This window comes from Mesorhizobium sp. C432A (assembly GCF_030323145.1).
In the GTDB taxonomy this organism is placed as follows: domain Bacteria; phylum Pseudomonadota; class Alphaproteobacteria; order Rhizobiales; family Rhizobiaceae; genus Mesorhizobium.
Genome location: NZ_CP100470.1, coordinates 1,848,304 through 1,874,781, shown reverse-complemented (window position 1 = coordinate 1,874,781; position 26,478 = coordinate 1,848,304). Strand labels below are relative to the sequence as shown.

The 26,478-nt window shown below is 62.1% G+C and carries 25 protein-coding genes and 1 tRNA gene; 11 read left to right on the top strand and 15 right to left on the bottom strand.

Going from position 1 to position 26,478, the window contains the following annotated elements:
* Positions 1–4: 4 nt before the first annotated feature.
* From NLY33_RS09050 to NLY33_RS09035, 4 genes are all read right to left on the bottom strand, one after another.
* Complete coding sequence (locus NLY33_RS09050) at positions 5–1,030, bottom strand: esterase-like activity of phytase family protein (RefSeq protein ID WP_023706319.1); 1,026 nt, start codon at positions 1,028–1,030, stop codon at positions 5–7.
* A complete protein-coding gene (gene cobT, locus NLY33_RS09045; protein ID WP_023706318.1) occupies positions 1,027–2,925 on the bottom strand; it encodes a cobaltochelatase subunit CobT in 1,899 nt (632 codons plus the stop codon). The genes NLY33_RS09050 and cobT overlap by 4 nt, the downstream gene beginning before the upstream one ends.
* A gap of 11 nt (positions 2,926–2,936) precedes the next feature.
* Positions 2,937–3,923, bottom strand: a complete 987-nt coding sequence (cobS, locus tag NLY33_RS09040; RefSeq protein WP_023670677.1) for a cobaltochelatase subunit CobS — start codon at positions 3,921–3,923, stop codon at positions 2,937–2,939.
* Positions 3,924–4,046: 123 nt separating this feature from the next.
* Positions 4,047–4,676, bottom strand: a complete 630-nt coding sequence (locus NLY33_RS09035) for a J domain-containing protein (protein ID WP_032887126.1) — start codon at positions 4,674–4,676, stop codon at positions 4,047–4,049.
* A gap of 168 nt (positions 4,677–4,844) precedes the next feature.
* Here NLY33_RS09035 and NLY33_RS09030 point away from each other — a divergent pair, with 168 nt between their 5' ends.
* Positions 4,845–5,147, top strand: a complete 303-nt coding sequence (locus tag NLY33_RS09030; protein ID WP_023670675.1) for a BolA family protein — start codon at positions 4,845–4,847, stop codon at positions 5,145–5,147.
* Positions 5,148–5,158: 11 nt separating this feature from the next.
* Here the strand turns inward: NLY33_RS09030 and NLY33_RS09025 are convergent, their stop codons facing one another.
* A complete protein-coding gene (locus NLY33_RS09025) occupies positions 5,159–6,712 on the bottom strand; it encodes an acetolactate synthase large subunit (protein ID WP_023701378.1) in 1,554 nt (517 codons plus the stop codon).
* A 224-nt stretch (positions 6,713–6,936) separates the two neighbouring features.
* A complete protein-coding gene (locus NLY33_RS09020; protein WP_023670673.1) occupies positions 6,937–7,065 on the bottom strand; it encodes a hypothetical protein in 129 nt (42 codons plus the stop codon).
* 183 nt (positions 7,066–7,248) lie between these two features.
* Between NLY33_RS09020 and NLY33_RS09015 the strand changes: the two genes are divergently transcribed.
* The 3 genes from NLY33_RS09015 to NLY33_RS09005 are packed head-to-tail and all read left to right on the top strand — an operon-like array spanning position 7,249 to position 12,083.
* Positions 7,249–9,198, top strand: a complete 1,950-nt coding sequence (locus NLY33_RS09015) for a PrkA family serine protein kinase (protein ID WP_023685367.1) — start codon at positions 7,249–7,251, stop codon at positions 9,196–9,198.
* Positions 9,199–9,215: 17 nt separating this feature from the next.
* Positions 9,216–10,523: a YeaH/YhbH family protein gene (locus tag NLY33_RS09010; protein ID WP_023685368.1), complete on the top strand. Its 1,308-nt coding sequence runs from the start codon at positions 9,216–9,218 to the stop codon at positions 10,521–10,523.
* A 9-nt stretch (positions 10,524–10,532) separates the two neighbouring features.
* Positions 10,533–12,083, top strand: coding sequence for a SpoVR family protein (locus NLY33_RS09005; protein WP_023685369.1), 1,551 nt, complete (start codon positions 10,533–10,535; stop codon positions 12,081–12,083).
* 41 nt (positions 12,084–12,124) lie between these two features.
* On the opposite strand, the gene NLY33_RS09000 is transcribed toward NLY33_RS09005, so the two are convergent.
* The 3 genes from NLY33_RS09000 to NLY33_RS08990 are packed head-to-tail and all read right to left on the bottom strand — an operon-like array spanning position 12,125 to position 14,759.
* Positions 12,125–13,021, bottom strand: coding sequence for an HlyC/CorC family transporter (locus NLY33_RS09000; RefSeq protein WP_023670669.1), 897 nt, complete (start codon positions 13,019–13,021; stop codon positions 12,125–12,127).
* Positions 13,018–14,151 carry a 3-dehydroquinate synthase gene (gene aroB, locus NLY33_RS08995; protein ID WP_023706317.1) on the bottom strand — a complete coding sequence of 378 codons (1,134 nt, stop codon included), beginning with the start codon at positions 14,149–14,151 and terminating at the stop codon, positions 13,018–13,020. Before aroB ends, NLY33_RS09000 begins: the two co-directional genes overlap by 4 nt.
* A complete protein-coding gene (locus NLY33_RS08990) occupies positions 14,148–14,759 on the bottom strand; it encodes a shikimate kinase (RefSeq protein ID WP_023670667.1) in 612 nt (203 codons plus the stop codon). Before NLY33_RS08990 ends, aroB begins: the two co-directional genes overlap by 4 nt.
* A gap of 171 nt (positions 14,760–14,930) precedes the next feature.
* On the opposite strand from NLY33_RS08990, the gene NLY33_RS08985 reads away from it, so the two are divergent.
* The 5 genes from NLY33_RS08985 (at position 14,931) to NLY33_RS08965 (ending at position 18,896) form a co-directional block, all read left to right on the top strand.
* Entirely contained in the window at positions 14,931–15,083 is a 153-nt protein-coding gene (locus tag NLY33_RS08985) for a hypothetical protein (protein WP_023670666.1), read from the top strand.
* Positions 15,084–15,103: 20 nt separating this feature from the next.
* Positions 15,104–16,015 (top strand): site-specific tyrosine recombinase XerD, encoded by a 912-nt coding sequence (locus NLY33_RS08980; RefSeq protein ID WP_286439652.1) that lies wholly within the window; start codon positions 15,104–15,106, stop codon positions 16,013–16,015.
* Between the two features lie 88 nt (positions 16,016–16,103).
* Complete coding sequence (locus tag NLY33_RS08975) at positions 16,104–17,054, top strand: acetyl-CoA carboxylase carboxyltransferase subunit alpha (RefSeq protein WP_023670665.1); 951 nt, start codon at positions 16,104–16,106, stop codon at positions 17,052–17,054.
* A 237-nt stretch (positions 17,055–17,291) separates the two neighbouring features.
* Positions 17,292–18,587: a L,D-transpeptidase family protein gene (locus NLY33_RS08970; RefSeq protein ID WP_023706316.1), complete on the top strand. Its 1,296-nt coding sequence runs from the start codon at positions 17,292–17,294 to the stop codon at positions 18,585–18,587.
* Between the two features lie 60 nt (positions 18,588–18,647).
* Positions 18,648–18,896 carry a sulfurtransferase TusA family protein gene (locus NLY33_RS08965; RefSeq protein WP_027050749.1) on the top strand — a complete coding sequence of 83 codons (249 nt, stop codon included), beginning with the start codon at positions 18,648–18,650 and terminating at the stop codon, positions 18,894–18,896.
* Between the two features lie 12 nt (positions 18,897–18,908).
* Here the strand turns inward: NLY33_RS08965 and NLY33_RS08960 are convergent, their stop codons facing one another.
* Together NLY33_RS08960 and NLY33_RS08955 are read right to left on the bottom strand one after the other, a co-directional pair.
* Entirely contained in the window at positions 18,909–20,006 is a 1,098-nt protein-coding gene (locus tag NLY33_RS08960; protein ID WP_023706315.1) for a CobW family GTP-binding protein, read from the bottom strand.
* A 3-nt stretch (positions 20,007–20,009) separates the two neighbouring features.
* Complete coding sequence (locus NLY33_RS08955; protein WP_023670661.1) at positions 20,010–21,188, bottom strand: D-alanyl-D-alanine carboxypeptidase family protein; 1,179 nt, start codon at positions 21,186–21,188, stop codon at positions 20,010–20,012.
* Between the two features lie 233 nt (positions 21,189–21,421).
* On the opposite strand from NLY33_RS08955, the gene NLY33_RS08950 reads away from it, so the two are divergent.
* Together NLY33_RS08950 and NLY33_RS08945 are read left to right on the top strand one after the other, a co-directional pair.
* Positions 21,422–22,585, top strand: coding sequence for a M20 aminoacylase family protein (locus tag NLY33_RS08950; RefSeq protein ID WP_023685374.1), 1,164 nt, complete (start codon positions 21,422–21,424; stop codon positions 22,583–22,585).
* Positions 22,586–22,691: 106 nt separating this feature from the next.
* A tRNA-Arg gene (locus NLY33_RS08945) sits at positions 22,692–22,768 on the top strand.
* 278 nt (positions 22,769–23,046) lie between these two features.
* Here NLY33_RS08945 and NLY33_RS08940 read toward each other — a convergent pair.
* The 4 genes from NLY33_RS08940 to NLY33_RS08925 form a co-directional block, all read right to left on the bottom strand.
* Positions 23,047–23,457: a TadE/TadG family type IV pilus assembly protein gene (locus tag NLY33_RS08940; RefSeq protein ID WP_023708223.1), complete on the bottom strand. Its 411-nt coding sequence runs from the start codon at positions 23,455–23,457 to the stop codon at positions 23,047–23,049.
* Positions 23,447–23,878, bottom strand: a complete 432-nt coding sequence (locus NLY33_RS08935; RefSeq protein ID WP_023690708.1) for a TadE/TadG family type IV pilus assembly protein — start codon at positions 23,876–23,878, stop codon at positions 23,447–23,449. The genes NLY33_RS08940 and NLY33_RS08935 overlap by 11 nt, the downstream gene beginning before the upstream one ends.
* Positions 23,879–23,882: 4 nt before the next feature.
* Positions 23,883–25,088 (bottom strand): pilus assembly protein TadG-related protein, encoded by a 1,206-nt coding sequence (locus NLY33_RS08930; RefSeq protein WP_348524259.1) that lies wholly within the window; start codon positions 25,086–25,088, stop codon positions 23,883–23,885.
* A gap of 379 nt (positions 25,089–25,467) precedes the next feature.
* Positions 25,468–26,454, bottom strand: coding sequence for a methyltransferase (locus NLY33_RS08925; RefSeq protein ID WP_023706313.1), 987 nt, complete (start codon positions 26,452–26,454; stop codon positions 25,468–25,470).
* Between the last annotated feature and the right edge of the window lie 24 nt (positions 26,455–26,478).

Sequence of the window (26,478 nt, the reverse complement as noted above, 5' to 3'; positions counted from 1 at the left end):
GCTCTCAATCCTGGTGCAGGATGAATTCCAGATAGAGGTTGCGCTGCAGGATCGAATGGTTGTCGTCCGAGATCAGCGACACCATCAGCGCTCCGTCATCGCGGGTCCAGACGTCGAGCCCTTCCATATTGTCGATCTGGTATCCCATATCGGCTTCCATCAGCACCGGCCCGTCGGCAACCGCGCCCTTCTCGACGCTTTCGCCATAGATGCGTCGCAGCCGCATCCTGACACCGCCGGCCATCGAGAAACTGCGCTCCAGCAGCAAGAGATCGCCATCCGGCAGGAAAGCGCCGTCGGTGATGTCGAAATCGCCGTTGCGCTTGACCGTGAAGACGCCCTTGTGCGGCCCTTCGATGATGGCGGCATAGATGTTGCCAGCCTTGTCCAAGCTCTTTTCCGAGACCACGACGAGGCCGCCCTCGTGCTGGCCGTTGGGATTGGCGTGGGTGACGGTCTCGAAACCGCGGTTCTGTCGCAGTTCGCGGGCTGGAACCAGAAAGTTCAGTTGCTTGAACGGCGCCGTCATGTTGCTGGGGACGATCTTGAACTGGGCGACGCGGTGATCGCGCTCGAAGCCGACGGTGGCGATGCCGTCCTTGACTGCAAGGCCCTCGGCATCGACTTCCCATTTCCTGTCGATCGGCCGGCCCTTCTCATCGACCATCTGCTGCATGCGGAAATTCTGGATGCCGGACGGCCGCTTGTCGGCATCATGGGTGATAGAGCCGAAGAACCAGAAGCCCGTATCGGCGACGCCGATGAAATCGCTGCCGGGTTTGAGGAACCGAAATGCCGACAGCGCGCCGAAATCGCGCGTCGTCGAGTCCATCTCAAGACCGCCGACGAATTCCAGCGGCCCAAACTGCTTGTCGGCGCTGCCGATATGGAAGGTGGTGATCGGCCGCGCCGAGACTTCGACCGGCTCGACCGCGCTTGGGCCGGCGGCGATGGCCGGCGCAAACGCCATGCCGGACAAGGCAGTGACCGCGAAGAGCATCTGCCGAAACCCGCCGCGCAAAAAAATCATCCGGCGCGCCGGTAGCCGCCGCGGCGTGTATCGCGCACGTTTTCCTCGGCGAACAGCGAGGCCAGCTGCTCGGTCATGGCGCCGGCCAGTTCCTCGGCATCGACGATGGTGACGGCGCGCCTGTAATAGCGGGTGACGTCGTGGCCGATGCCGATGGCCAGAAGCTCGACCGGCGAGCGCGTCTCGATCAGCTCGATGACGGCGCGCAGGTGCCGCTCGAGATAGTTGCCAGGATTGACCGACAGCGTCGAATCGTCAACCGGCGCGCCGTCCGAGATCATCATCAGGATCTTGCGTTGTTCGGGCCGGGCGATCAGCCGGTTGTGCGCCCATAACAACGCCTCGCCGTCGATGTTTTCCTTGAGCAGGCCCTCGCGCATCATCAGGCCGAGATTGCGCCGGGCGCGACGCCACGGATGATCGGCGGATTTGTAGATGATGTGGCGCAGATCGTTGAGCCGGCCGGGGTTCGGCGGCTTGCCGTCCTTCAGCCACTTCTCGCGAGCCTGTCCGCCCTTCCACGCCCGCGTGGTGAAGCCGAGGATCTCGACCGAGACGCCGCAGCGCTCCAGCGTGCGCGCCAGAATGTCGGCACAGGTGGCGGCAACCGTGATCGGCCGACCGCGCATCGAGCCCGAATTGTCGAGCACCAGCGTCACCACCGTGTCGCGGAATTTGGTGTCGCGCTCCTGCTTGAACGACAAGGGCTGCATCGGATCGATGACGACACGAACCAGGCGTGCCGGATCGAGATAACCCTCTTCGAGGTCAAAATCCCAGGAACGGTTCTGCTGCGCCATCAGGCGGCGCTGCAGCCGGTTGGCGAGCCGGCCGACGACGCCGGAGAGATTGGCCAACTGCTTGTCGAGGAAGGCGCGCAGCCGGTCGAGTTCTTCCTCCTCGCACAGCTCTTCCGCACCGACCGTTTCATCGAAGGCGGTGGTGAAAACCTTGTAGTCGATCTCTTTCGGCAGATTGGCGAAGGGGTTGTCGTTGCGGCGGGCTTCGCCCGGCGTCTCGGCGTCCGCATCGTCATCGTCGGAAAGATCGTCGGCAGTGGCGTCGGACGCCTCCGTCTCGGACGACTGTTCGTCATCAGCCGAGGCCTCGGCATCCTCGGACTGCGACTGCTCGGAGCCGGAATCGTCTTCACCGCCCTCCTCGCTCTGCTCCTCGCCTTGCGGCTGGTTGTCGTCATTGTCCTCGGAGTCTTCGGTTTCCTGGTCGTCGCCGAGTTCCTCGGCCATCTCCATGGACGCAAGCATCTCACGCACGACGCGGGCGAAGGCCTGCTGGTCGCCAAGCTTGGCCGACAGTCCGTCGAGATCGGCCTTGGCTTTTTCCTCGACCCAGGGCCGCCAGAGGTCGACCAGCCGTTCGCCGCTCTTCGGGATCGGCCGTCCGGTCAGCTTTTCGCGCACCATCAGCGCCAGCGCCTCCTCGATCGGCGCGTCGGCCTTGTCCTTGACGTCGACAAGGTTGGCCTTGGCGTATTTGTCCTCCAGCATCGAGCCGATATTGTCGGCGACGCCTTGCATGGCGCGGCTGCCGATCGCCTCGACGCGGGCCTGTTCCACGGCGTCATAGATCGAGCGCGCCAGCTTGCCTTCCGGCGCCAGTTTGGTGTGGATGCGCTGATCGTGGCAGGCGCGCTTCAGCGCCATGGAATCGCCCAGGCCACGAGTAATCGCGATGTCTGTCTTGGACGCTTTCTTCGGCAGTTCGGGCAGTCGGGCGCGGCTGCCGGCGAGCGCCGGGCGGTCCTTGGCGAAACCGACTTCGAGCTCCTTGTCGCCGGCGATGGCGCGCATGCAGACGGTGACGGCACGCTTGAAGCTGTCGGCTTCAGACCCCGTCTTCGACTTGTTGCGCGTGTTGTCGCCCGGACCCGCCATCGAGGCTCAGCTTACCCCAGCACCACGTTGGCGGCGCTCTCGGGCAAATCCTCGCCGAAGGCGCGCTGGTAGAACTCGGCCACCACCGAACGCTCCAGCTCGTCGCACTTGTTGAGGAAGGTCAGCCGGAACGCCATGCCGATATTGCCGAAGATCTCGGCATTTTCGGCCCAGGTGATGACGGTACGCGGGCTCATCACGGTCGACAGATCGCCATTGATGAAGGCCGAGCGCGTCATGTCGGCGACGCGCACCATCTTGTTGACGATGTCCTTGCCCTTGCCGTCGCGATAGTGCTTGGCCTTGGCCAGCACGATGTTCACCTCATTGTCGTGCGGCAGGTAGTTCAGCGTGGTGACGATCGACCAGCGATCCATCTGCGCCTGGTTGATCTGCTGCGTGCCGTGATAGAGGCCGGTGGTGTCGCCGAGGCCGACCGTGTTGGCGGTCGAAAACAGCCGGAACGCCGGATGCGGGCGGATGACCCGGCTCTGGTCGAGCAGCGTCAGGCGGCCCGACGATTCCAGCACGCGCTGGATGACGAACATCACGTCCGGACGGCCTGCATCGTACTCGTCGAAGCAGAGCGCGACATTGTGCTGGTAGGCCCAGGGCAGGATGCCGTCGCGGAATTCGGTGATCTGCAGGCCATCCTTGACGACGATGGCGTCCTTGCCGACGAGGTCGATACGGCTGACATGGCTGTCGAGGTTGACGCGCACGCAGGGCCAGTTAAGGCGGGCGGCGACCTGTTCGATATGGGTCGATTTGCCGGTGCCGTGATAGCCAGACACCATGACGCGGCGGTTGTAGGCAAAGCCGGCAAGGATCGCCAGCGTCGTCGCCTTGTCGAACAGATAATCCGGATCGATGTCCGGCACATGTTCCGAGGTCACCGAATAGGCCGGCACCACCATCTTGGACTCGAAGCCGAATTTGTCTTTCACCGACACCGTCGTGTCGGGCAAATTGGCGATGTCGCGATCGACCTTGTTCATCTCTATCCAAGTCTCCACGGGCGAAATGCCTGATTTCGCCGGCAATCGATTTTGTCCGGGGGCGGTCTTAGAGCCTTTTCCACCCTTATGAAAGTTGGAAAACGACACGAACCGTTAGGTTGCTCAGCACAAACCCGCCTGCTTGAGCACGCGATAGGCCTGCAGCACATCGCGGAACCGGTCTTCCGAACCTCTATCGCCGCCATTCGCATCCGGATGGTGGCGCTTCACAAGTTCCTTATAGCGCGCCTTGATGTCCTTGCCAGTCGCCTTCGTATCAAGGCCAAGCGTTTCCAGCGCCTTGGCCTCAAGCGGCTTGGCCTTGCGTTCGCGCGCCTCGCGCGGGTCCTTCGGCCCTTTGAACAGATCGAAGGGATCGCGCATGCGGTTGTAATAGCCGGCGCGACCGGAACGCTGCTGGGCGAAATCGGGCGAGGAGCGCGTCGAGGCGCCGGCGACGCCCATCTTCCATGTCGGCCGGTGGCCGGTCATCGCTTCCTTCTGGAAGCGGGCTATCTCGGTGTCCGGCACGCCGGAGAAGTAGTTGAAACCCTTGTTGTATTCGCGCACATGATCGAAGCAGAACTGAAAATACTCGCCTTCCTTCATGCGTCCGACCGGCGCCCGGTGGGTACCGGCCTCCTTGCAGCCGTCCCACTGGCAGATCGGCGAGTGCGACTTCAGCTCCGCATCCTTGTCGGGACGGACCCGAATTTTCTCGAAATATTTGGGGTACGGTTTCATCTCACCCATTTATGGGCTGTTCGCACGTGCGAAACAAGAATTGACATTTTCGCGATCATCGCCCTAACCGCTGAATCGCGGCATAAAGCAGGGCGAATGGCGATTTTTGAGGCGGCCCGGCGGGATCGATCCCGATTTCCCGATCACGCCTTGCAGATATGGTGAAGGGAGATGGCGATGTCCATACAGGCGACGATGGAAGACAAGCTGAACAAGGCGTTTTCGCCGGAGCGGCTGGCGATCGTCAATGAAAGCCACCTTCATGCCGGTCATCACCACCACGGCTCCGACGATCACGGTGCCTATGACGGCACCGGCGAGACGCATTTTCGCGTCCGCATCGTCTCATCCGTCTTTGCCGGCATGAGCCGCATCGACCGCCACCGCGCCGTCAACGAATTGCTCGCAGCGGAGCTGCAAGCCGGCGTCCATGCGCTGGCAATCGAACCGGCTGCACCCGGCGAAAAGACCCGTTGGTAAGTCTCTCCGCCTCAGATCACCGCTTCGATGAGAAACGGTCCCGGACGCGACAGGGCACTGTCGAGCAGCGCGTCGAACCGCTCGCACGTGTCGGCGCGGGCCGCCTCGACGCCCATGCCTTTGGCCAGCGCAACCCAGTCCAGCGCCGGATGGTCGAGATCGAGCATGCGCCTAGCGTTCTCGCCGATCTCATTGACCCCGACATTCTTCATTTCGCCATGCAGGATGGCGTAGGTCCGGTTGGAAAAGATGATGGTCACGACGTCAAGCTTTTCCCTGGCCTGGGTCCACAGTCCCTGCACCGTGTACATGCCGCTGCCGTCGGCCTCGAGATTGATCACCTTGCGGTCCGGGCAGGCGATCGCTGCTCCTGTCGCCATCGGAATGCCGCCGCCGATCGATCCGCCCGTACCCATCATGTAGTCGTGCGGCGCCGCAAAGGCGGATAGCGCGAAGAACCGTCTCGCCGAGGTGACCGCTTCGTCGCAGACGATGGCATTGGCCGGAAGTTTGCGCGCCACCGACAGCGCGATGGCATCGTCCGTCAGTCTGCCGCTCAGCGTCGGTTCGTCTGGAAAGGCGGTTGCGGCGGCGAATTGCTGCGTCGGCTTGATGCCGACCTCGGCAGCCAGCGCCTCCAGCGCCGCTTTCAGATCCTGGCCATGCGCCGCCAGCGAAAGCACCTTGCAATCGTCCCGAACCAGCCGCCCGGGCTTGCCGGGATAGGCGAAGAAGGCAACCGGCTCCTTGGCGCCGACCAGCACCAGCAAGTCGATATCCCGGAGCATGGCCGTCGCCGCATCGACCGGATAGGGAATGCGGGTCGGGGCGAACCGCCCGCGGCCGCGCTGCATGCGGGCGATCAGAACCTCACTGAACAGCCTGACATCGCTTCCCGATGACATTCTCCCTGCGATTTCAAGTCCATCGGCGCGCGCCGCCTGCCCACGCACCACCATGCCGACACGGCCCGGCGCGGCGCGGATTGCTTCGGCGATCGTGCGCACAACAGCCATGTCGACGGCGGGCGGCGGCTCCAGCTTCACCTTGCCAGGCGAAATCGCAGCAACTTCGCCCCAGGCGGCATCCGCAGGCAGGATCAAGGTCGTGACGCCAGGCGGCGTGAGTGAGGCGCGGAAAGCCGCCTCTGCGGCCGGCACAATATCGGCCGGCCCCTTGACGCGGCCAACCCAGTTCGACATCGGCGACGCCAGGCCTTCAATGTCGCTGGTCAGCGGGGCATCGAGCGGCAGATGGTAGGAAGCATGGTCGCCGACAATGTTGATCATCGGGCTGCGCGCACGCCTTGCGTTGTGCATGTTGGCCAAACCGTTGGCGAGACCCGGTCCGGTATGCAGCAACGTTGCTGCCGGGCGGTCGGTCATGCGCGCATAGCCGTCGGCGGCGCCGGTCACCACGCCCTCGAACAGGCCGAGCACGCAGCGCATCTGAGGTTTGCGGTCCAGTGCGGCAACGAAATGCATTTCGGATGTGCCAGGATTGGCGAAGCAGACCGTGACGTCATTGGCCAGGAGCACGTCGCACAGCAGATCGGCGCCATTCATGATTTTCTTTCCCAATCGACAACTCAGGAACAATTGCACCTGTAGCCGCCGGGTCGGCAATGTCCCGCCGGGGCTTTTGGTCTGATCCAGGACGCCTCGCGGGGATCGGGGATCAACCGACGGTCCATTCAGGAAGGCCAGCATCGCGGCGGTCAACGCGTCGCCGTCCTCGCCGAAGTCGTGATTGATCGACATATGCGTGTAGGCGTTGCCGTCGAACAGCGTCACTTCAGTGCCGATGGCGCGCAGGCGTTTGGCAAAGCCTTCGATTGGTCGTCGCGGCCTTCGGCGCGCGAATAGGCGATGAAGGTCGGCGGATGCTTGTGTCCATCGAGATAGCTGGCCGGCGACAACGCCGCCCATCAGCGCCGCAGCACCGGGCAACCCGCCATTCCAGCCACTCCGAATGTTTCCTCCCAAGCCTTCTACCCGGATTGCAGCCACTCTCCTTCATGTGAAGGGAACCAACAATGCTTTCCGACAGTTGAAGGTGATGAGGCGATTGGAATCCAGATCGGCTCCGAGGGCAGAACATCATGCGTGCAACCCAATCCGACGTCTTCGATCTTTTTTCGGAAATTTATGCCAATGCGGCGGACGAAGAGGTCAGCATCCAACAGTATCTTCTTGCCTGTCGGGAAGACAAATCGATGTACGCTTCGGCTCCCGAAAGGATGGTCGACGCAATCGGCGAACCAAAACTGGTTGACACCAGCAAAGACGAGCGGCTCGGCCGCATTTTCGCGAATCGGACCCTCAAGGTCTACCCTCATTTTTCCGACTTCTATGGAATGGAGGATACGATCGAGCGCATAGCCGGGTATTTCCGCTATGCCTCGCAGGGGCTCGAAGAACGCAAGCAGATCCTCTATCTCCTCGGCCCGGTCGGCGGCGGCAAATCCTCTCTGGCCGAGCGCCTGAAGAAACTGATGGAGCAGCGCCCGATCTACACGCTGAAGGTCGGCAACCAGATCAGCCCGGTTTTCGAGTCGCCGCTTGGGCTGTTCCATCCCGATCACATGGGTGATCTGCTAGAGGATAAATACGGCATAGCCCGGCGCCGGCTGAACGGATTGATTTCGCCATGGGCGGCCAAGCGCCTCGACGAATTGTCTGGCGACATTTCCAAATTCAGCGTCGTCAAGCTGATGCCTTCGCGGCTGCGCCAGATCGGCATTGCCAAGACCGAACCTGGCGATGAGAACAATCAGGATGTCTCGGCCCTGGTCGGCAAGGTCGACATCAGGCAATTGGAAAATTTTAGCCAGTCCGACCCCGATGCCTATTCCTATAGCGGTGGCCTGAACCGGACCACGCAAGGTCTGCTTGAATTCGTCGAGATGTTCAAGGCACCCATCAAGGTTCTGCATCCGCTGCTGACCGCGACACAGGAAGGCAGCTACAACGGCACTGAAAATTTCGGCGCCTTTCCCTACCAGGGGATCATCGTCGCCCATTCCAACGAGTCGGAATGGCAACAGTTCAAGAGCAACAAGAACAATGAGGCGTTTCTCGATCGCATCCTGGTGGTCAAGGTACCCTATTGCCTGCGGATCACCGAAGAGAGGCAGATCTATGAGAAATTGCTGCGTGAGAGCGAGTTGGCCGCCAGCCCCTGTGCCCCTGAAGTTTTGGACATCCTCAGCCGCTTTGCAGTTTCGACGCGCTTGGCCGAGCACGACAACTCGCCGCTCTACACCAAGATGCGCGCCTATGACGGCGAAAATCTGAAGGAAGTCGATCCCAGGGCAAAGTCGGTCCAAGAGTATCGCGACGCCGCCGGCGTCGATGAAGGCATGACGGGCGTCAGCACGCGCTTTGCCTTTAAGATCCTTTCGCAGACATTCAACTTCGATAATGAGGAGGTGGCCGCCGATCCTGTGCATCTGATGTACATTCTGGAGGAGGCGATCAAGCGGGAGCAGTTCCCGAAGGAAACGGAAGCGGCCTATCTTGAATTCATCAAGTCGGAGCTTGCGGCGCGCTACGCCGAGTTTATCGGCCACGAAATCCAGAAGGCCTATCTGGAGTCCTATAGCGAATACGGCCAGAACCTCTTCGACCGCTACATCGCCTATGCGGATGCCTGGATTGAGGACCAGGACTACAAGGACCCCGACACCGGCCAGATCCTCAACCGGGAGATCCTGGACAACGAACTTTCGCAGGTCGAGAAACCGGCAGGCATCGCCAATCCCAAGGACTTCCGTAACGAGGTGGTGAAGTTCACTCTGCGCGCTCGCGCAAGAAACCACGGCCGCAACCCGTCATGGACCAGCTATGAAAAACTGCGCGAGGTCATCGAGAAGCGGATGTTCGGACAGGTCGAGGACCTCTTGCCGGTGATCAGCTTCGGCTCCAAGCAAGACAGCGTTACGGAAAAGCGCCATAACGAATTCGTACAGCGCATGATCGAGCGTGGCTACACAGAACGGCAGGTACGCCGGCTGGTGGACTGGTACATGCGGGTGAACAAGGCGGGTTGACAGAGCCGGATGGTTCCATGCCGATCTTCATCGACCGTCGCCTGAACCCCAAGGACAAGAGCCTTGGCAATCGACAGCGCTTCCTCAGGCGTGCTCGCGAGGAGTTGAAGCGGAGCATTCGCGATCAAATCCGCACTGGCAGGATCGCCGACGTGGATACCGAGCACGCCGTGCCCATGCCTGAAAGGAAAACGGCCGAGCCGAGCTTCAACGATGACAGGGCCAGCGGACGGCGCCGACACATCCTTCCGGGCAACAGGCATTTTTCCCCTGGAGACCTGCTCCCGAAGCCGCATGGGGGCGGCGCGGCGTCGTCGCCAGGAAACACGGCGTCGGAAGACGATTTTCGTTTCGTGCTGTCACGCGAGGAGGTGCTCGAACTCTTTTTTGAGGATCTCGAACTGCCCGACCTGGTTAAGCTCAATCTCAAGGAAATCCTTGCCTTCAAGCCGCGCCGGGCCGGCTTCGCGGCAACTGGTTCCCCGACCAACATCAATGCCGGCCGCACGATGCGCAACAGCCTAGGCCGGCGCATTGCGCTGAGGCGCCCCACGCAGCAGGAACTGGAGGCGATCCTCCGGGAAATCGTCACGCTTGAGTCGGCCCCGGCCGGCGCGGCGGTGCGCCAGCGCATCGCGGAATTACGCGACGAGCTTGACCGGCTGGAGCGACGGCGCAGGCGAATTGCCTTTGTCGATCCGGTCGATATCCGATTCAACCGCTTCGACGCCCGGCCGGTGCCGAATGCCAATGCCGTCATGTTCTGCCTTATGGACGTGTCCGGATCGATGGGCCAACGCGAAAAGGACTTGGCCAAACGCTTCTTCGTGCTGCTGCACCTGTTCTTGAAACGGCGCTACGAACGCACGGAGATCGTTTTCATCCGCCATACCCATGAGGCGCACGAAGTGGATGAGGACACGTTCTTCTACAACACGCAGAGCGGCGGTACGATCGTCTCCACCGCGCTCGACGAAATGCACCGCATTATCGGCCAGCGCTATCCTGCCAGCGAGTGGAACATTTACGCCGCGCAGGCCTCTGACGGGGACAATTTCACCACCGATTCCGAGCGATGCATAGAGCTCATGAACGGCAAGCTCATGCGCCTGTGCCAGTATTTCGCCTATGTCGAGATCATCGACGAACGCGAGAGCCACATATTCGGTGCTACCGAAAACGGGACGTCGCTTTGGCGCGCCTACAGTACGATCGAGCTGAAATGGCCCAACTTCCAGATGAGCCGCATCGCTGCTCCCGCGGATATTTACCCGGTCTTCCACCGGCTCTTCGCCAGGCAGCCGGTGGCCATCAAGAGCGCTTGAGAGAGAGAGATGGTCAGGCGAGCCAACGAAACGAATTTGTTGTTTTCCGGTTCCGACTGGAATTTCGAGAAATTATCGCGGGCTTTTGAAGAGATCGAGGCGATCGCGGTCGACGAGTTGCATCTCGATACTTACCCGGTCCAGATGGAGATAATCTCCTCCCAGCAGATGCTCGACGCCTACTCATCTATCGGCATGCCACTGATGTATCGGCATTGGTCGTTCGGCAAACATTTCCTTCACCAGGAGCTTCTTTACCGTAAGGGTGGTCGGGGGCTGGCCTATGAACTGGTCATCAACTCCAATCCCTGCATCGTCTACCTCATGGAGGAAAACACCATGGCCTTGCAGGCCCTTGTGACGGCCCACGCGGCGCTTGGCCACAATCATTTCTTCAAGAACAATCATCTGTTTCAGCAATGGACCGACGCCGGGGCAATCCTGGGTTATCTGGACTTCGCCAAGGGCTACATCGCCCGGTGCGAGGAGCGGCACGGCCTTGCAGCAGTGGAGGCTATTCTCGATTCCGCCCATGCGCTGATGGAACAAGGGGTGTTCCGCTACCACCGGCCGCCAAAGCTCTCGTCGGAGCGACAGCGCGAAGGGCTTCGCGAGCGCCTCGAATACGAAGAGCGCTCCTACAACGATCTGTGGCGCACGCTGCCGCCGTCGCAGAACAAAAACAAGTCCGGCAATGAGGATCAAGGGATGGCGGAGCGCAAGAGATCGCTCAACCTTCCCGAGGAAAACCTCCTTTATTTCCTCGAGAAGAACAGCCTGATCCTGGAACCCTGGCAGCGCGAGATCATCAGGATCGTCCGCGTCATCGCGCAATATTTCTACCCGCAGCGACAGACTCAAGTCATGAATGAAGGCTGCGCCACCTTCGTGCATTATACGCTCATGAACATGCTATTCGATCGCGGCCGGATCGGCGAAGGTGCCATGCTCGAAATCCTGCGCAACCATTCGAACGTGATCTTCCAGCCGGCCTTTGACGATCCCCGGTTTTCAGGCATCAATCCCTATGCCCTCGGCCTCGACATGATGCAGGACATACAGCGCATTTCGACCGAGCCGACGGCGGAGGACCGCGACTGGTTCCCGGACATTGCAGGACATGGCAACTGGCGCGAGGTCCTGCTTGAGGCCTGGGCCAACCACCGCGACGAATCCTTTATCCGCCAGTACCTCAGCCCGAGCTTGATCCGAAAATGGCGGTTCTTCGTGCTTGGCGATGGAGCCGACCAACCGCATTTCGAAGTCGCCTCGATCCACAACGAACGTGGCTATCACAAGATACGGGCCGAGCTAGCCCACGGTTACGACCTTGGAGCGAATCGGCCGGACATCCAGGTGATTGATGTCGACCTGCTCGGCGACCGGCAGTTGCGACTGCAACACAGGGTAAAGGATGGTGTTGTGCTCGAAGGGGCCAGCCGTGACGCGACGCTGCGCCATGTCCGCAGCCTCTGGGGCTACGAGGTCAGCCTGGTCGCAGTTGACGCTCAAACCGGTGCGACCATCCACGAACGGTCTACGAGCCAGATCGCGGCATAAGCTCGGCAAAGAGCGTCATGTGGCGGGCCTGCTCGGTACCTTTAAGATTCGCCCGCCGGCCTGATCCTGATTCTGGCGATCCGGTTTTTGTCGCGCTTCATCACCACGAAGCGCTTGCCGTGGAAGGTGAAAGCCTGCTTTTCCTCGGGGATCGACTGCGTCTCGTGGATGACCAGGCCGGCAATGGTGGTCGCTTCCTCGTCAGGCAGGTTCCAGTCGAGCGCCCGGTTGAGATCGCGGATCGGCACGGTGCCGTCGACGACCACGGAACCGTCCGCCTCCTGCTTGACGCCCTGAATGTCGACATCGTGCTCGTCGGCGATCTCGCCAACGATCTCCTCGATAATGTCCTCCAGCGTCACCAGCCCTTCGACCTCGCCATATTCGTCGACGACGATAGCGAAATGCGCCTTGGCACGCAGGAAGGCGTTGAGCTGTTCCTGCAGCGTGGTGGTGTCGGGCACGAACCAAGGCTTCGACGCGATCTTCATCACGTCGATCCGGGAAAAGTCGTTGCCGACCTCGTTCAGCGCTCGCAGCAGGTCCTTGGCGTGCAGCACGCCGACAATGTTGTCGAGAGAGCCTTTCCACAACGGCATGCGGGTGTGCGGGCTCTGCAGGATCTCGCGCACCACGGCTTCCGGCCCATTGTCGGCATTGACCGAGCGCATATTGGTGCGGTGGACCATGATGTCGGAGACTTCGAGCTCGGCGAGATCGAACAGCCCGCCGACACGGTCGCGGTCCTCACGCACCATCTGGCCGTCGCGGCGGAAATCGTCGACCGCGCCGCGCAACTCGTCCTGGGTCGAGCGCTGCGGCTCGATGCGCGACAACTCATAGCCGAACATGGCAAGCAGGCGCGTGCGCACGGCCAGGACAAGCAGGATGAGGATGGCAAGGACGGCGACGACGGTCCAGCCGGGCTCGTTGATCATCGCGGCCGGCCTTCCTGGCCCGGGTGGTTTTCGCTGAGGAACGAAAGCACTTCCGACGCCGGTACATCCTTGGCAATAAAAGCCTGGCCAACGCCGCGCGTCAGGATGAAGGTCAGCGCGCCGCGCGACACTTTCTTGTCCTGGGTGATGAAGCCAAGAAGCGCCTCGGCATCGGGCAACTCACCAGGGATGTCGGCCATCCGCCAGGGTAGACCGACGGCGCGAAGATGCGCCTCGACCCGCGCCGCGTCGTCCGGGCTGGCCAGATTGAGCCTTGCGGAAAAGCGGTGCGCCAGCGCCATGCCGATGGCGACGCCTTCGCCATGGACGAGGCGGGCGCCGTCATACTGTGTGGCGCCTTCCAGCGCATGGCCGAATGTGTGGCCAAGATTGAGCAGTGCGCGGTCGCCGGTTTCGAACTCGTCGCGGGCGACGACATCGGCCTTGGCGCGGCACGCCTCGGCAATGGCCTCGGTCCGCTCCGGTCCGCCAGCGAACACCTTTTCCCAGTTCGCTTCCAGCCAGGCGAAAAACGCCGGTCGGTCGATCAACCCGTATTTGGCAAGCTCGGCATAGCCGGCGCGAAATTCGCGGATCGGCAGCGTGTCGAGCACTTCGGTGTCGGCCAGCACCAGTTTCGGCTGGTGGAAGACACCGACCAGATTCTTGCCGCGCGGACTGTTGATGCCGGTTTTCCCGCCGACCGAGGAATCGACCTGCGCCAGCAGCGAGGTTGGAATCTGGACGAAATTCATGCCGCGGCGCACGATGCCGGCGGCAAAGCCGGTGAGGTCGCCGATGACGCCACCGCCGAGCGCAATGACGACATCGCCGCGCTCCAGCTTGGCGGCGAGCACGCCGTCGACCACCTCTTCGAGATGGGCAAAGCTCTTGGTCTTTTCGCCGGCCGGCAAAGTGATGACGGCAGGCTGGATGCCGCCTGTTTCCAGACCGGCCTTCAGCGCGTCGAGATGTGCCGCCGCGACATTGTCGTCGGTGACCACCGCCGCTCTCGTGCCGGGCAGGCGGCGCGAAATCTCGGCGCCGGCGCGCGCCAAAAGGCCGGGGCCGATCAGGATGTCATAGGCACGCTCGCCAAGGCCGACCTCGACAGTGACCGGTTCGCTCACAGCCGCACCTCGCCCGGCGCAGTCGGAGCCGGAATGCCGAAATGCCCGCACAGCGCGTCGACAACCTCGGTCGCAATGACCTCCTTGCGGTCGTCGCGTGTCGGCACCGTGATGTTGGACGTGGCATAGACCGGGTAGCGCTCGCCCATCAGCCGCTCGAGCACGGCGCGCGGATCGGCGCTTTTGAGCAACGGCCGGTTCTGCTTCTTGGACACGCGTTCCATCAACAGGTCGATCTCGGCCTTCAGCCACACCGACACGCCATGCCCGGCGATCGCTTCCCGCGTCTGCGCATTCATGAACGCGCCGCCGCCGGTCGACAGCACCTGCGGCCCACTCTCCAGCACGCGCAGGATGACGCGCTGCTCCAATGCCCGGAATTCGGTCTCGCCATAACGTTCGAACAGTTCCGGCACCGTCATGCGCGACACGGTTTCGATCTCCTGGTCGCTGTCGACGAAGGGCAGCGACAGCATCGTCGCCACCTTGCGGCCGATCGCCGTCTTGCCGGCGCCCATCAGGCCGACAAAGACGATCGAGCGGCTGCCCAGCCTGTCGAGCAGCGCGGCATGGCTATCGCCGGGAGGATTTGCTGGTAACGCGTTCATGAGACCATGCTGTTTCTAAGCCGTCTTTGCCGGCGTATCGACATCAAAAGCCCGTTTGCGTCAAGCATAGCGCCTTTCGCACGCAGAGCCCTTCGTCCTTGAATTGACGGAATTAGCGTCCCATAAGGACACGGGCTTGGAATCGCAGAGCAAGAAGACGGGCGAAGATTGATGCCGACACTGTTCCGCTTTGTCGTGACGATGATGATTCTTGCCGGCATTGCCTATGGTACGATGGTGGCGCTGGCGATGTTCGTCGAGCCGAAAAAAGCCGAAATCACCGTGCGCATCCCACCGGAAAAGCTGAACCCCAAGAAAAACTGACCCAAACTGACCCCTGGAACATGAACAGCGCGGCTCGCATCGAAGCCTTTCTCGAGATGATGAGCGCCGAACGCGGTGCCGCTGCAAACACGCTGTCTTCCTACCGCCGTGATCTCGAAGACGCTTCGCAGCAGATTGCCGGCGGGCTTGCCGCTGCCGCCGCAGCCGACATCCGCGCCTATCTCGACGATATCGCGGCGCGCGGCTTTGCGTCGACGTCGCAGGCGCGCAAACTGTCGGCGATCCGCCAGTTCTTCAAGTTTCTCTACGCCGAGGGCTTGCGCGGCGACGACCCGACCGGCACGCTGGACAGTCCGAAAAAGGGCCGGCCGCTGCCCAAGACGATGAGCGAGGCCGATACCGGTCGGCTGCTCGACCGTGCGGCGCTTGAGACAGGCGATGGCGTCAATGGCGACCGGGTGGCGGCACTGCGCCTGCACGCTTTGGTCGAGGTGCTCTATGCCACCGGCCTGCGCGTCTCCGAACTTGTCGGCCTGCCGGTGACCGTCGCGCAGCGCGACGACCGCTTCTTCATGGTGCGCGGCAAGGGCGACAAGGAGCGCATGGTGCCGCTGTCGGCCAAGGCCCGCATGGCGATGCGGGCATGGCTCACGGCCCGGGCGTCGGTGCCGGCTTTCGCCGACAGCCCGTTTCTGTTCCCGGCCGCCGGCGACAGCGGCTTTCTCTCCCGGCAGGTCTTTGCCCGCGACCTCAAAGGCCTTGCCGCGCGGGCCGGCATATCGGCGGCGAAAATTTCGCCGCATGTGCTGCGCCATGCTTTCGCCAGCCATCTCCTGCAGAACGGCGCCGATCTCAGGGCGGTGCAGCAGCTGCTCGGCCACGCCGATATCTCGACCACGCAGATTTACACGCATGTGCTGGAAGAGCGGTTGGTGCGGCTGGTCAACGATCATCATCCGCTTGCCGACTAGGCCTCATATCGCTATGTGAGGGCAACGTGCCCGCGCGGAGCCTACATCTGCGCGATGTTTGCCTTCCGACGCATCGGTCCGCTCAAGAATGTACAATTACCTCGATTTCGAAAAGCCGGTGCAGGACCTTGAACTCAAGATCCTCGAGCTGAAGAAGCTTGCCGAGAATGGCGAGGCGGTCGATGTCGGCGACGAAATCAGCCGGCTCGAGAAGCGCGTGCGCGACGCGCTGCGCGACATCTACAAGGCGCTGACGCCGTGGCAGAAGGTGCAGGTCGCGCGCCACACCGACAGGCCGCATTGCCTCGACTACATCAAGGGTCTGTTCAGCGATTTCACGCCGCTCGCCGGCGACCGCAATTTCGGCGAGGACCAGGCGATCATCGGCGGCTTCGCCCGATTCCGCGGCGAACCGGTGGCCGTCATCGGCCAGGAAAAGGGCTCCGACACGGCGAGCCGGCTCAAGCACAATTTCGGCTCGGTGCGCCCTGAAGGCTACCGTAAGGCCGTGCGGCTGATGGAACTTGCCGACCGCTTCCAGATTCCACTTCTGACGCTGGTCGACACCGCCGGCGCCTACCCCGGCGTTGGCGCCGAGGAACGCGGCCAGGCTGAAGCCATCGCCCGTTCAACCTCGGCCTGCCTCGGCCTCAAAGTGCCATCGATTTCGGTCGTCATCGGCGAAGGCGGTTCGGGCGGCGCCATTGCGATCGCCACCGCCAACCGCGTCTACATGCTGGAACACGCCATCTATTCGGTGATCTCGCCGGAAGGCGCTGCCTCGATCCTGTGGCGCGACACCACGCGCTCGAAGGATGCGGCGACCAACATGAAGATCACCGCCCAGGACCTTCTGGAAATGAAGATCATCGACGCCATCATTGCCGAGCCGCTCGGCGGCGCCCAGCGCGCGCCCGAAACGGTGATCGCCGCCACCGGCGACCTCATTGCCAAGACGATGAAGGAATTTGCCGGCGCCAATACCGATTTTCGCGAGCAGCGCCGCGAAAAATACCTGGCGATGGGCCGCAGCCTCTGATTTCGGCGGGCAACGCACCGCAATGTGGCGTCAAGGAGCAATTTCGCCATAAAAATGCCGCCGCATTCGGCTCAATAAAAAATCCGTGACACCGGGCGAATTGCCGTGGGGGACGCCGTCCGACGCTTGCGGTAAGGAATTTTCAAGGTTAACGGGCTTAGGGTGTCCGTCAGTGTTCAGCATACAGGACCGGGCGCTATCCGGCCCGTGACGCGAGAAAAAGACATAGCCGTATCCATGTTTGCCAAGCTTGCCCGCACCGCACTTCTGATCGCCGCGCTTGGCGTTGCCGGCTGCAACGATTCCTCTATGAAGAATTTTGCGCCGGAAGCCAGCAAGCCGCTGCCGGACAAGATCCTGGCCGACATGAAGGCCAAGGGCATGATCCGCACCTCGTCGGTGATGGCTCGCATCTTCAAGGAAGAAGGCAAGCTCGAAATCTGGAAGGCCAAGACCACCGGCCGCTACGAGATGGTCGCCAGCTACGACATCTGCAAATGGTCGGGCAAGCTCGGCCCGAAATACACCGAGGGCGACCGCCAGGCGCCGGAAGGTTTCTATACGGTCCGCCCGTCGCAGATGAATCCGCGCTCGAACTATCACCTGTCCTTCAACATCGGCTATCCCAACGCCTATGACCGTGCCAATGGCCGCACCGGCGCCAATCTGATGGTGCACGGCGCCTGCTCGTCGTCGGGCTGTTATTCGATGACCGATCCGCAGATCGAGCAGATCTACGCTTTTGGTCGCGATGCCTTCCAGGGCGGCCAGACCGAGTTCCAGATCCAGGCTTTCCCATTCCGCATGACCGCCGCCAACATGGCGCGTTACCGCAACGACCCGAACTATGAGTTCTGGAAGATGCTGAAGGTCGGTTACGACAATTTCGAGATCACCAAGGTGCCGCCGAAAGTCGATGTCTGCGACAAGCGCTATGTCTTCAACCAGGTGGCGCCCGAGGGCACGACATTCGATCCGACCGGCGCCTGCCCGGCGACCACGCAGCCGGATTCGCTGAAGAGCGCACTCAACGCCTATCAAAGCAGCTATGACGCGGCCTTCACCGGCGCGGTCAAAGCCAGCGTGCCGGCGCCCAAGCCGACCATTGCCGGCATCAAGGAAGCCGCCATCGTTTCCGAATGGTCGAAGCGCCGCGCCCGGGGCGAGCGCGTGCCGATCGAACCGCCGTCGCTGAATTCCGACGGCACGCTGACCGAGACGGCGCGCATGGGCCGCATCGATTCGCCCGCCGGCCGCAAGATGGCGGCGCTGGACGCAGAGAAGGAAGCCAAGCGCAAGGCCGAGGAACAGCGGGTTGCTGCCATCGAGGCTGCGAAAGCCGCCAAGGCCCAGGCACTGGCTGAAAAGCAAGCCGCAAAGGCCCAAGCGCTGGCCGAAAAGGAAGCAGCCAAGCAGGCCCCCCAGCAGCCGGTCGCCACTGCGAGCGTCGAGGCGGCGCCTGCAGAACCGCCGGCGGACGAAAGCCGGATGTCGAAGATCAAGAACAAGCTGCTAGGCATGTTCGGCGGCTGAGGTTTTTCGCCTTGCCGATGCATGTCGCCCAAAAGTGCGCAGCGGTTTTGGGACAAAGACATGCATGAAGACAAACAAACAAATCACACCGCGATCTATGACCTCAAGGGCCTGAACTGCCCCCTGCCCGTTCTCAAGGCGAAAAAACGCCTGGCGGCAATGCAGCCGGGCAGCCGGCTTTGGCTGGAGACCACCGACCCACTGGCGGTCATCGACATCCCCGCCTTTTGCGCCGACGCTGGCCACCAGCTTGTTGAAACATCAGCCGTCAGCGGCGGCCACCGCTTCCTGGTCGAACGCGGCGCATAGCGAGCCTGACAATCAGCCCCCGGCTATCGCCAGCGGATTGCTCTCCAGCGCCGCGCGATCCGGCGTGTCGATCGACGGCCGGTTGGTGAAGGCGGAAAACAGCCGGCGCACATAATCTTCCGGCATATCGAGCGTGATCAGCACCAGCCTGGTGCCGCGTTGGCCGTCCGGCCAGGCCAGCAGCCGCGCCGGCGGATGCAGGATCTTCTGCACCCCGTGGACGACAAGCGGCCGCGACGGGTCCTCCGCAAGCTCGATGACGCCCTTCATCCGCAAAAGCTTGTCGCCATGCGCAGAACGCAGCAGGTCGAGGAACATCTCGATCGCCGAAAACGGCACCGGGCCGTCATGGACCAGCGAGTAGGAGCGCACGCGGGAATCGTGGCGGTGGTGGTGCTCATGTTCGCCGTGATCATGATGATGGTGGTGCTCATGGGCGGCTTCTTCGCCGAGCCAGCGCCGGACATCGGCGGATTTGGTCGCCGGATTGTAGAGGCCGCAATCGAACAGCGCCGTGACGCCGGTTCGGCCGTCGCCGGCCTCCAGCACCACGGCGCCTGGATTGAGCTGATGGAGTCGCGTTCGCAAAGCATCGACGTCGCCGGGATCGCTGGCCAGATCGACCTTGGTCAGCACGATGCGATCGGCGACCGCCACCTGCTTGACCGCCTCGACATGGCCGTCGAGCGTCGCATTGCCGTTGACCGCGTCGACCAGCGTGATGACGCCATCAAGTCGGAAGGCCTGCACAAGGGCGGGATGCGCCATGATAGACTGCAGCACCGGCGCCGGATCGGCGAGCCCGGTGGTTTCGACGACGACGCGGGCAAGGCGGGCGATACGGCCGGTCTGCAGCCGGTCGACGAGGTCAGCCAGCGTATCGACCAGTTCGCCGCGCACCGTGCAGCACAGACAGCCGTCGGACAACTGGATGATGCCGTCCGAGGCCTGCTCGACCAGCAGGTGGTCGATCGCCACCTCACCGAATTCGTTGATGATGACGGCCGTGTCGACCAGTGCCGGATCTTTGAGCAGCCGGTTGAGCAATGTCGTCTTGCCGGCGCCGAGGAAGCCGGTGACCACCGTGACGGGTATCGGAAAGCCAGCCATCGCCTAGTTCGCGGCTTTGACCAGCTGGTCGCCCTGCACCGCGGTTGCCTGGCCCACCACGGCCGGTTCGGCGCCCTTTGGCGCCGGAATGTCTGGCCGCCAGCTCGGCAGCGGCACATCGGCGTATTCCTGGCCGCCCTGGTCGAGCATCGCCTTCGGCGCCGGCCCGGTGGCGCCGCCGAGGCCCACGGCAACCAGCGTCGGCACGTGGTCGAGCTTTTCCTGATAGGGCGATTTCGGCACGTCGGCACCCTTCGCGGCCACCGGCGGAGCCGCCTCGGACTGCTCGTGCGGCGCCTTCTTCCTGCAGATCTCATCATGCATGTCGTTGGGTGACATTGTATCGCCATAGGAAGGCATGGCCGCGACCGTGAGCCAGTTCGGGTCGGGCGTGGCAAAGCCCTGGTCGAGCAGCCTGGCGGCGGTCTCGGCACGGCTGATCGCCGATTTTTCGCCGAGCACGACCGCGACCAGCGTGCGGCCATTGCGTGTCGCCGAGCCGATCATGTTGAAGCCCGAGGGACAGACGAACCCGGTTTTCATGCCGTCGGCGCCGGGATAGCGCCCGATCAAGAGATTGTAGTTGGAGATCGCCTTCTTGCCGACGGCAAGGCCTTCGATCGAGAACCAGGGGGCGTATTGCGGGAATTCCTTGCGGATCGCCATCACCAGCAGGGCAAGATCGCGCGCCGTCGTATACTGCTCCGGCGAAAACAGTCCGTTCGGATTGACGAAATGTGATCCGGTCATGCCGAGCCGCGCCGCCTCCGCATTCATGCGAACGGCGAATCCGGCCTGCGAGCCGCCTATGTTTTCGCCGATGGCCATGGCGATATCGTTGGCCGATTTGACCAGCATCATCTTCAACGCATTGTCGAGCCGCATCACCGAGCCCGGCTTGAAGCCCATCTTGCTCGGCGGTTCGCCCGCCGAATGCTTGGTCACCTTGATCGGTGAATCGAGCTGGACCTCGCCGGCGGCAATCGCCCGGAAGGTGACATAGGCGGTCATCAGCTTGCTCAGCGAAGCGGGATACCAGCGCTTGAATGCGTCCTGGTGCTGCAGAACCTTGCCGCTGTTGAGGTCGAACAGGATCACCGGATTGGCCAAAGCTGGCCCAGCCAGCATGGGTAGCGCCAAGCCGCCCGTTAGCAGTAATTTGAGGATATGGCTGTGCCGCATCATGGAATCCGAAATCGCCTCTTGCCGTAGTCGCCCCTGGCTCCGTAAGATTTCGTTACGCGATGGCCAGCATGACCTGATCCGGCCCTCAATTTCCGGATCACATTGTCTGGGGTGCTATTTACCCTATGTGACGCCAAGATGGCAAAGTGCCAAGATGGCAACAAGCATGGCAATCACAATTGCAATCAAGCAGGCCAGATCGTCTGCTCCAACAGCGAGATGGAACCATTATGCCGATTCTCAACCGCGCCGCCGAGATGCAGGATGAAGTTGCCGGCTGGCGACGCCATCTGCACCAGACGCCAGAACTGAATTTCGATGTCTTCAAGACCGCCGCCTTCGTCACCGAGAAGCTGAAGGAATTCGGCTGCGACGACGTGGTGACGGGCCTCGGCAAGACCGGCGTCGTCGGCATCATCCATGGCCGCAAGGGGCAAGGCGCGACCATCGGCTTGCGCGCCGACATGGACGCGCTGCCGATCAACGAGATCACCGGCAAGCCCTATGCCTCGACCATTCCTGGCAAAATGCATGCCTGCGGCCATGACGGCCATACGGCGATGCTTTTGGGCGCCGCCAAATATCTGACCGAAACGCGCAATTTCGCCGGTTCGGTCGCGGTTATCTTCCAGCCGGCCGAAGAGGGCGGCGGCGGCGGCAACGAGATGGTCAAGGACGGCATGATGGAGCGTTTCGACATTTCGCGCGTCTTTGGCATGCACAACATGCCGGGCCTGCCGGTGGGCCAGTTCGCCATCCGGCCGGGTCCCATCATGGCGGCGACCGCCGAGTTCACCATCACGGTCAAGGGCCGCGGCGGCCATGCGGCGATGCCGCACGGCACGATCGACCCGATCGTCATCACCAGCCAGCTGGTCGGCGCCCTGCAGACGGTCGCTTCGCGCAGCACCGATCCGGTCGAGGCCGTGGTGGTTTCGGTGACGAAGTTCCACGCCGGCGACGCCTATAACGTCATTCCCGAGACCGCCGAGATTGCCGGCACGGTGCGCACACTGAAGAAAGAGATCGCCAAGAAATCGGAAGAGCGCATCCGCACCATCTGCGAAGGAATAGCCACCGCCTTCGGCGCGACGATCACTGTCGACTATGACGCCAACTATCCCGTGACCTTCAATCATCCGGAAGAAACGGTCTTTGCCGGCGATGTCGCGGCAAATGTCGCCGGCGACACCCAGGTCCACCGCGCCATCCAGCCGGTGATGGGCGGCGAAGACTTCTCCTACATGCTGGAAGCCCGCCCTGGCGCCTTCATCTTCATCGGCAATGGCGAGACCGCCGGCCTCCATCATCCGGCCTACGACTTCAACGACGAAGTCATACCGCACGGCATGAGCTACTGGGTGAAACTGGCCGAAACGGCGCTGGCAGCCTGACCTGCCCCGACGAAAGGCCGGCCGATTAGCCTTCGGCCGGCCTCTTCATTGCCTTCGGCGAGCCTCTTGGCGAAACGATCGGAAGCGGCTATGTGTCGGGCCGCGTGGTCCCGTAGCTCAGTAGGATAGAGCGGCAGATTCCTAATCTGTAGGTCACAGGTTCGATTCCTGTCGGGATCACCAGCAAGATCAAAGGCTTGGTGACTGAGATAGCCTGTCGGCATGTTGCAGCACTGATGGACTGGTTTTCGGTGATTTTCACGGACGCGACCAAGCAAGCAGCCTGACTTTAGTTCCATAGAAAAAGTCCATCCCTGAGGTCTCAGGAGCGAGCTTTAAGCATCTACAGCCGCGAAGAGAATCGACCTCTTGCAAGTACAATTCCAGATCGAGCGATGGTTCCCAGTCGATCCGTTACGGTCTGAGTTCGGCGCCGCCAACTCAACGAAGCCGGCCGTATCCTAGCTGGCAACCAGGGGCACCGTGACGGTCGTGGCGTAATTTATCGGATACTGGTCGAAATACGGGAAAGCGATGACGAAGGCATAGCTGGCGGTCAGATGCGCCATCTTGAAACCGCCGCTGGCAGGGTCGGTCGCGATCGTCACAATGACGTTCTTCAGACCCAGGTTCACCAATTTCTGCGTGGCGATGGCCTGGATGTCGCTCTGCGAAAGCGTGTTGTTCAGCTGCAGCGCCCGGGAAGAGGTTTCCAGTGTATAGCGGACGGTCGACACGGCATTCATGGCCCAGCCGAAGGCGAAGATTCCGAACAAAAGCATCACCAGGAAAGGCGCGATCAAAGCGAATTCCAGCCCGGCTGCGCCGGAGCAGTCACGGCGCCACCTGGATCCGATCCTTTCAGCGGACACGGATCACCTGCTGATGACTGATCGCGCGCGGGTCCGGGAAGACACCGAAGTTAAACGGGGGCACCCAGGTGCCCGTCGCCGTTATCTGGACGAAGATTTTCTTTCCGCCGCAGATGGTGGTCTCATCCACGACCGTGGCGCCGCACAAATAGGAGCGGACCAGCACGACCGCGGCGTCCTCGGGCTTGTCGTTCCAGCTCGAAAGCGCGACCGCCTGCGTCCCGGTGTCATTGGACGCGCCGGCCATCACGAGATTGGCCGCGGTTTTGACGCCCGCGCGCATCTGCAGGTAACTCGTCACGTAGGACCAGCCATCGGCGATGCCGAGGCAGACCAAGCACAGGACGGGCAGCAACATGGCAAACTCCACGGCGGCTATCCCGGATTTGTCCCGGACAATGCGCAAGGTCCGCCCACCCATCCCGCTACTCGACAAGCTGAACGGACAGTGCCGCCGGAATGTCGTCCATCCCGAGGCCTTTGCAGTTCTGCTTGATCGTCGTACTGCCTGACCACTGGATGGTGTCGGCGACGACCTGAGTGCAGCCACCGTTCCCCGAGAAGTTGCCAAGGTAGTTGACCTGCTGCCTGGGAAAATAGATGGCGCCGGTCAAAAGCGAGTCCGCTGTGCCGTTGAAGGTGCTCTGTGCCGCAGTCCCGGTCCTGTCGCCGTAGAACAGCACGCCGGAATAGGCTCCGGAGGTAGGCGCGCTCAGCGTCACCTTGGCGTTGCCGTTCATGCTGACGGTGTTGCTGCCTGCCATGAAGATGGTTACCCCGCTGCCGGCGACGACCGCGTTGGCGTTGACCTTCATACCGCCCTGCACGACGTAGACGCCGGGCTGCAGGGTGACGTTGCCGCTGAGGCTCATGCCGCTACAGTAGGTGCCAGGCTGGAGTGTTTGCGACGTCTTGTTGCCGTTGACATTCTTGCAAGGGTTGCCGGCTGTCGGCGTCGCCAAGCCGGAGAAAGGATCGGCTGCCGGCAAGGCTCGGGTGATGTTGGACTTGCAGACTGTGGTCGCTGGATTGTTCAGCACCATGCCGCCGACCGTGATCAGGCAGTCGGCCTTGAGCACCGCCGAGCCCTGCGTCTTTATGGCGTCCGAGGCAATCGAGTCCGACATGACCGAACAGCCGGTGAGGTTGACGGTGGTGTTGCCGGAAAAGAGCGCAGCCTGGGAGGCCGACGGACTGAGCGCCAGCACGCAAGCTTTGGAGGCGTCATTGATCAGCGCCACCGCCCTTGCCTGTTCGGCAACGGGCGCCTGGTTGAAAATCGCCGTGAAGTAGCGGTCGAGGTTCTGCTTGACGATGACCTCCACTGCCTTCTTCGCGGTGTTCGGGCCGGACAATGGCGGCGTGTTGACCTGGATCGTGCCCGGCGTGGCAAAATTGTTCGAGGTCGCGGACTGCGTGGCGGCGGCGATGATGGTCGGGTTATCGGAACCCGCGACTTTCTCGAGCGCGCCGGCATAGGCCGCGGCATCGGCAACGGCCTGCAGCTTGAGGCTGCTGTAATACCAGAAGGATGTCTCCACACCGAGGCCGGCGCCGCCAACCACGACCGGCAAGGTGAAGGCAACGATGACGGCAACGTTACCGTTCGTGGCGCGCCTTAGGCGGCTCAAAGCAAACCAAATCCGGGTGAACGCGTTGGATGCCATATGTATTAGAAACCACGAATAGATAAACGAATGTCTAAAAACTCCATTCCGATTCGACGTAGTCGAACGGGCTAGCTAGGCGCAAGTTGCAGCGACCGCGCAACATCCTGTCGGAGGTTCCGCCCCAATCGACGAATGCGAAATATGCCGCTATCCCGAACTTTGTTGTCGACCAAGTGACATTTAAATGCCCCCTCTGCGAAGAAGCTATCGAGAAGACAGGGGACACCGCGCTGCCGGTAAGGGGAAAGATCGGCTCACGCCGCCTCAGGAACTTTGTGCAATCCGTCCGGGGCTGGCTCTGAGGGCCACACACGCCCGAAACCAACCACTCCAGCCACGATCAGTCCGTGAGGCGCCCACGAAACAACGTGGTGCCGTCGGTCAGCTGCGACCTGGAGATATCCCGGAACCCAGCCCCGGCCATCCACCCGCGATACTGACCTTCCGTGTACGATTCGCCTGCGCGGTAAAGGTTCAGGAAGGTGAGATTGAGAAAGACACCCTCAGGCGGGCCGAGACGGTCGTCATCGACGACACCCCACCCCGCAATTGCGATCTCGCCTCCTTGGGTGAGGCAACGCGCCGCGTTCAGGATCGAACTGCGCGCCTGGTCCGGCGGCAGGACCTGGACGACGGCCTTCAGGATTGCCAAGTCATGCCGGCCGGTCGATGGCGCGACCGTTATGTCGCCTTCTTCGACAACCACATCGCCGGCACCGTATTCCGACAGGATCGCTGGTGCGACCGCTGCGACCGTCGGGAGTTCCATCAAAGTCGCCGCAATATGCGGCCATCGCTCGCGAAGTCCGACCAGAATGGTCCCGGCGCCGCCGCCGATGTCGATCACCGAACGGACCGCCGAGAGGTCCAGCTCACGGGCCAGATTCCGGCCGAAAATCACCCCTCCCGGTGCGAGCATGCGGCTGAAGGCCGCTGCGGATTCTGGCCCCGCTTCAGAAAAGTCGTGCAGCGCGGCCGGCCGGTTCTGCCGCAGCGACTCTGCGGTCAAAAGGTCGGCTCCCCAGAGTTCGCGCAGCAGCACATGATCGCCGCCGCGATAGGTCGACTTGGACGCGTCGAGAAACTTCGACGCTTCGGCTCCGTTGCGAAACTGACCATCCTCGACGTCGAGGAGACCGATGCTGGCGAGCGCGTAGAGGAGCCGCGACAGACGAGCGGGCTCGACTTTGAGCGCTGCCCCAAGGCTGTCGGCAGTCGCAGCATCGCCGCCGAGCCGGGTGAAGATGCCAAGGTCCAGCCCGGCACGAAGCGCCAAGGCGGGGGGCACCCCTGCGATCAGCTTGTCGATCCGATCGGAATCCACCATGTCATATCCCGTTGTGCGATCCAG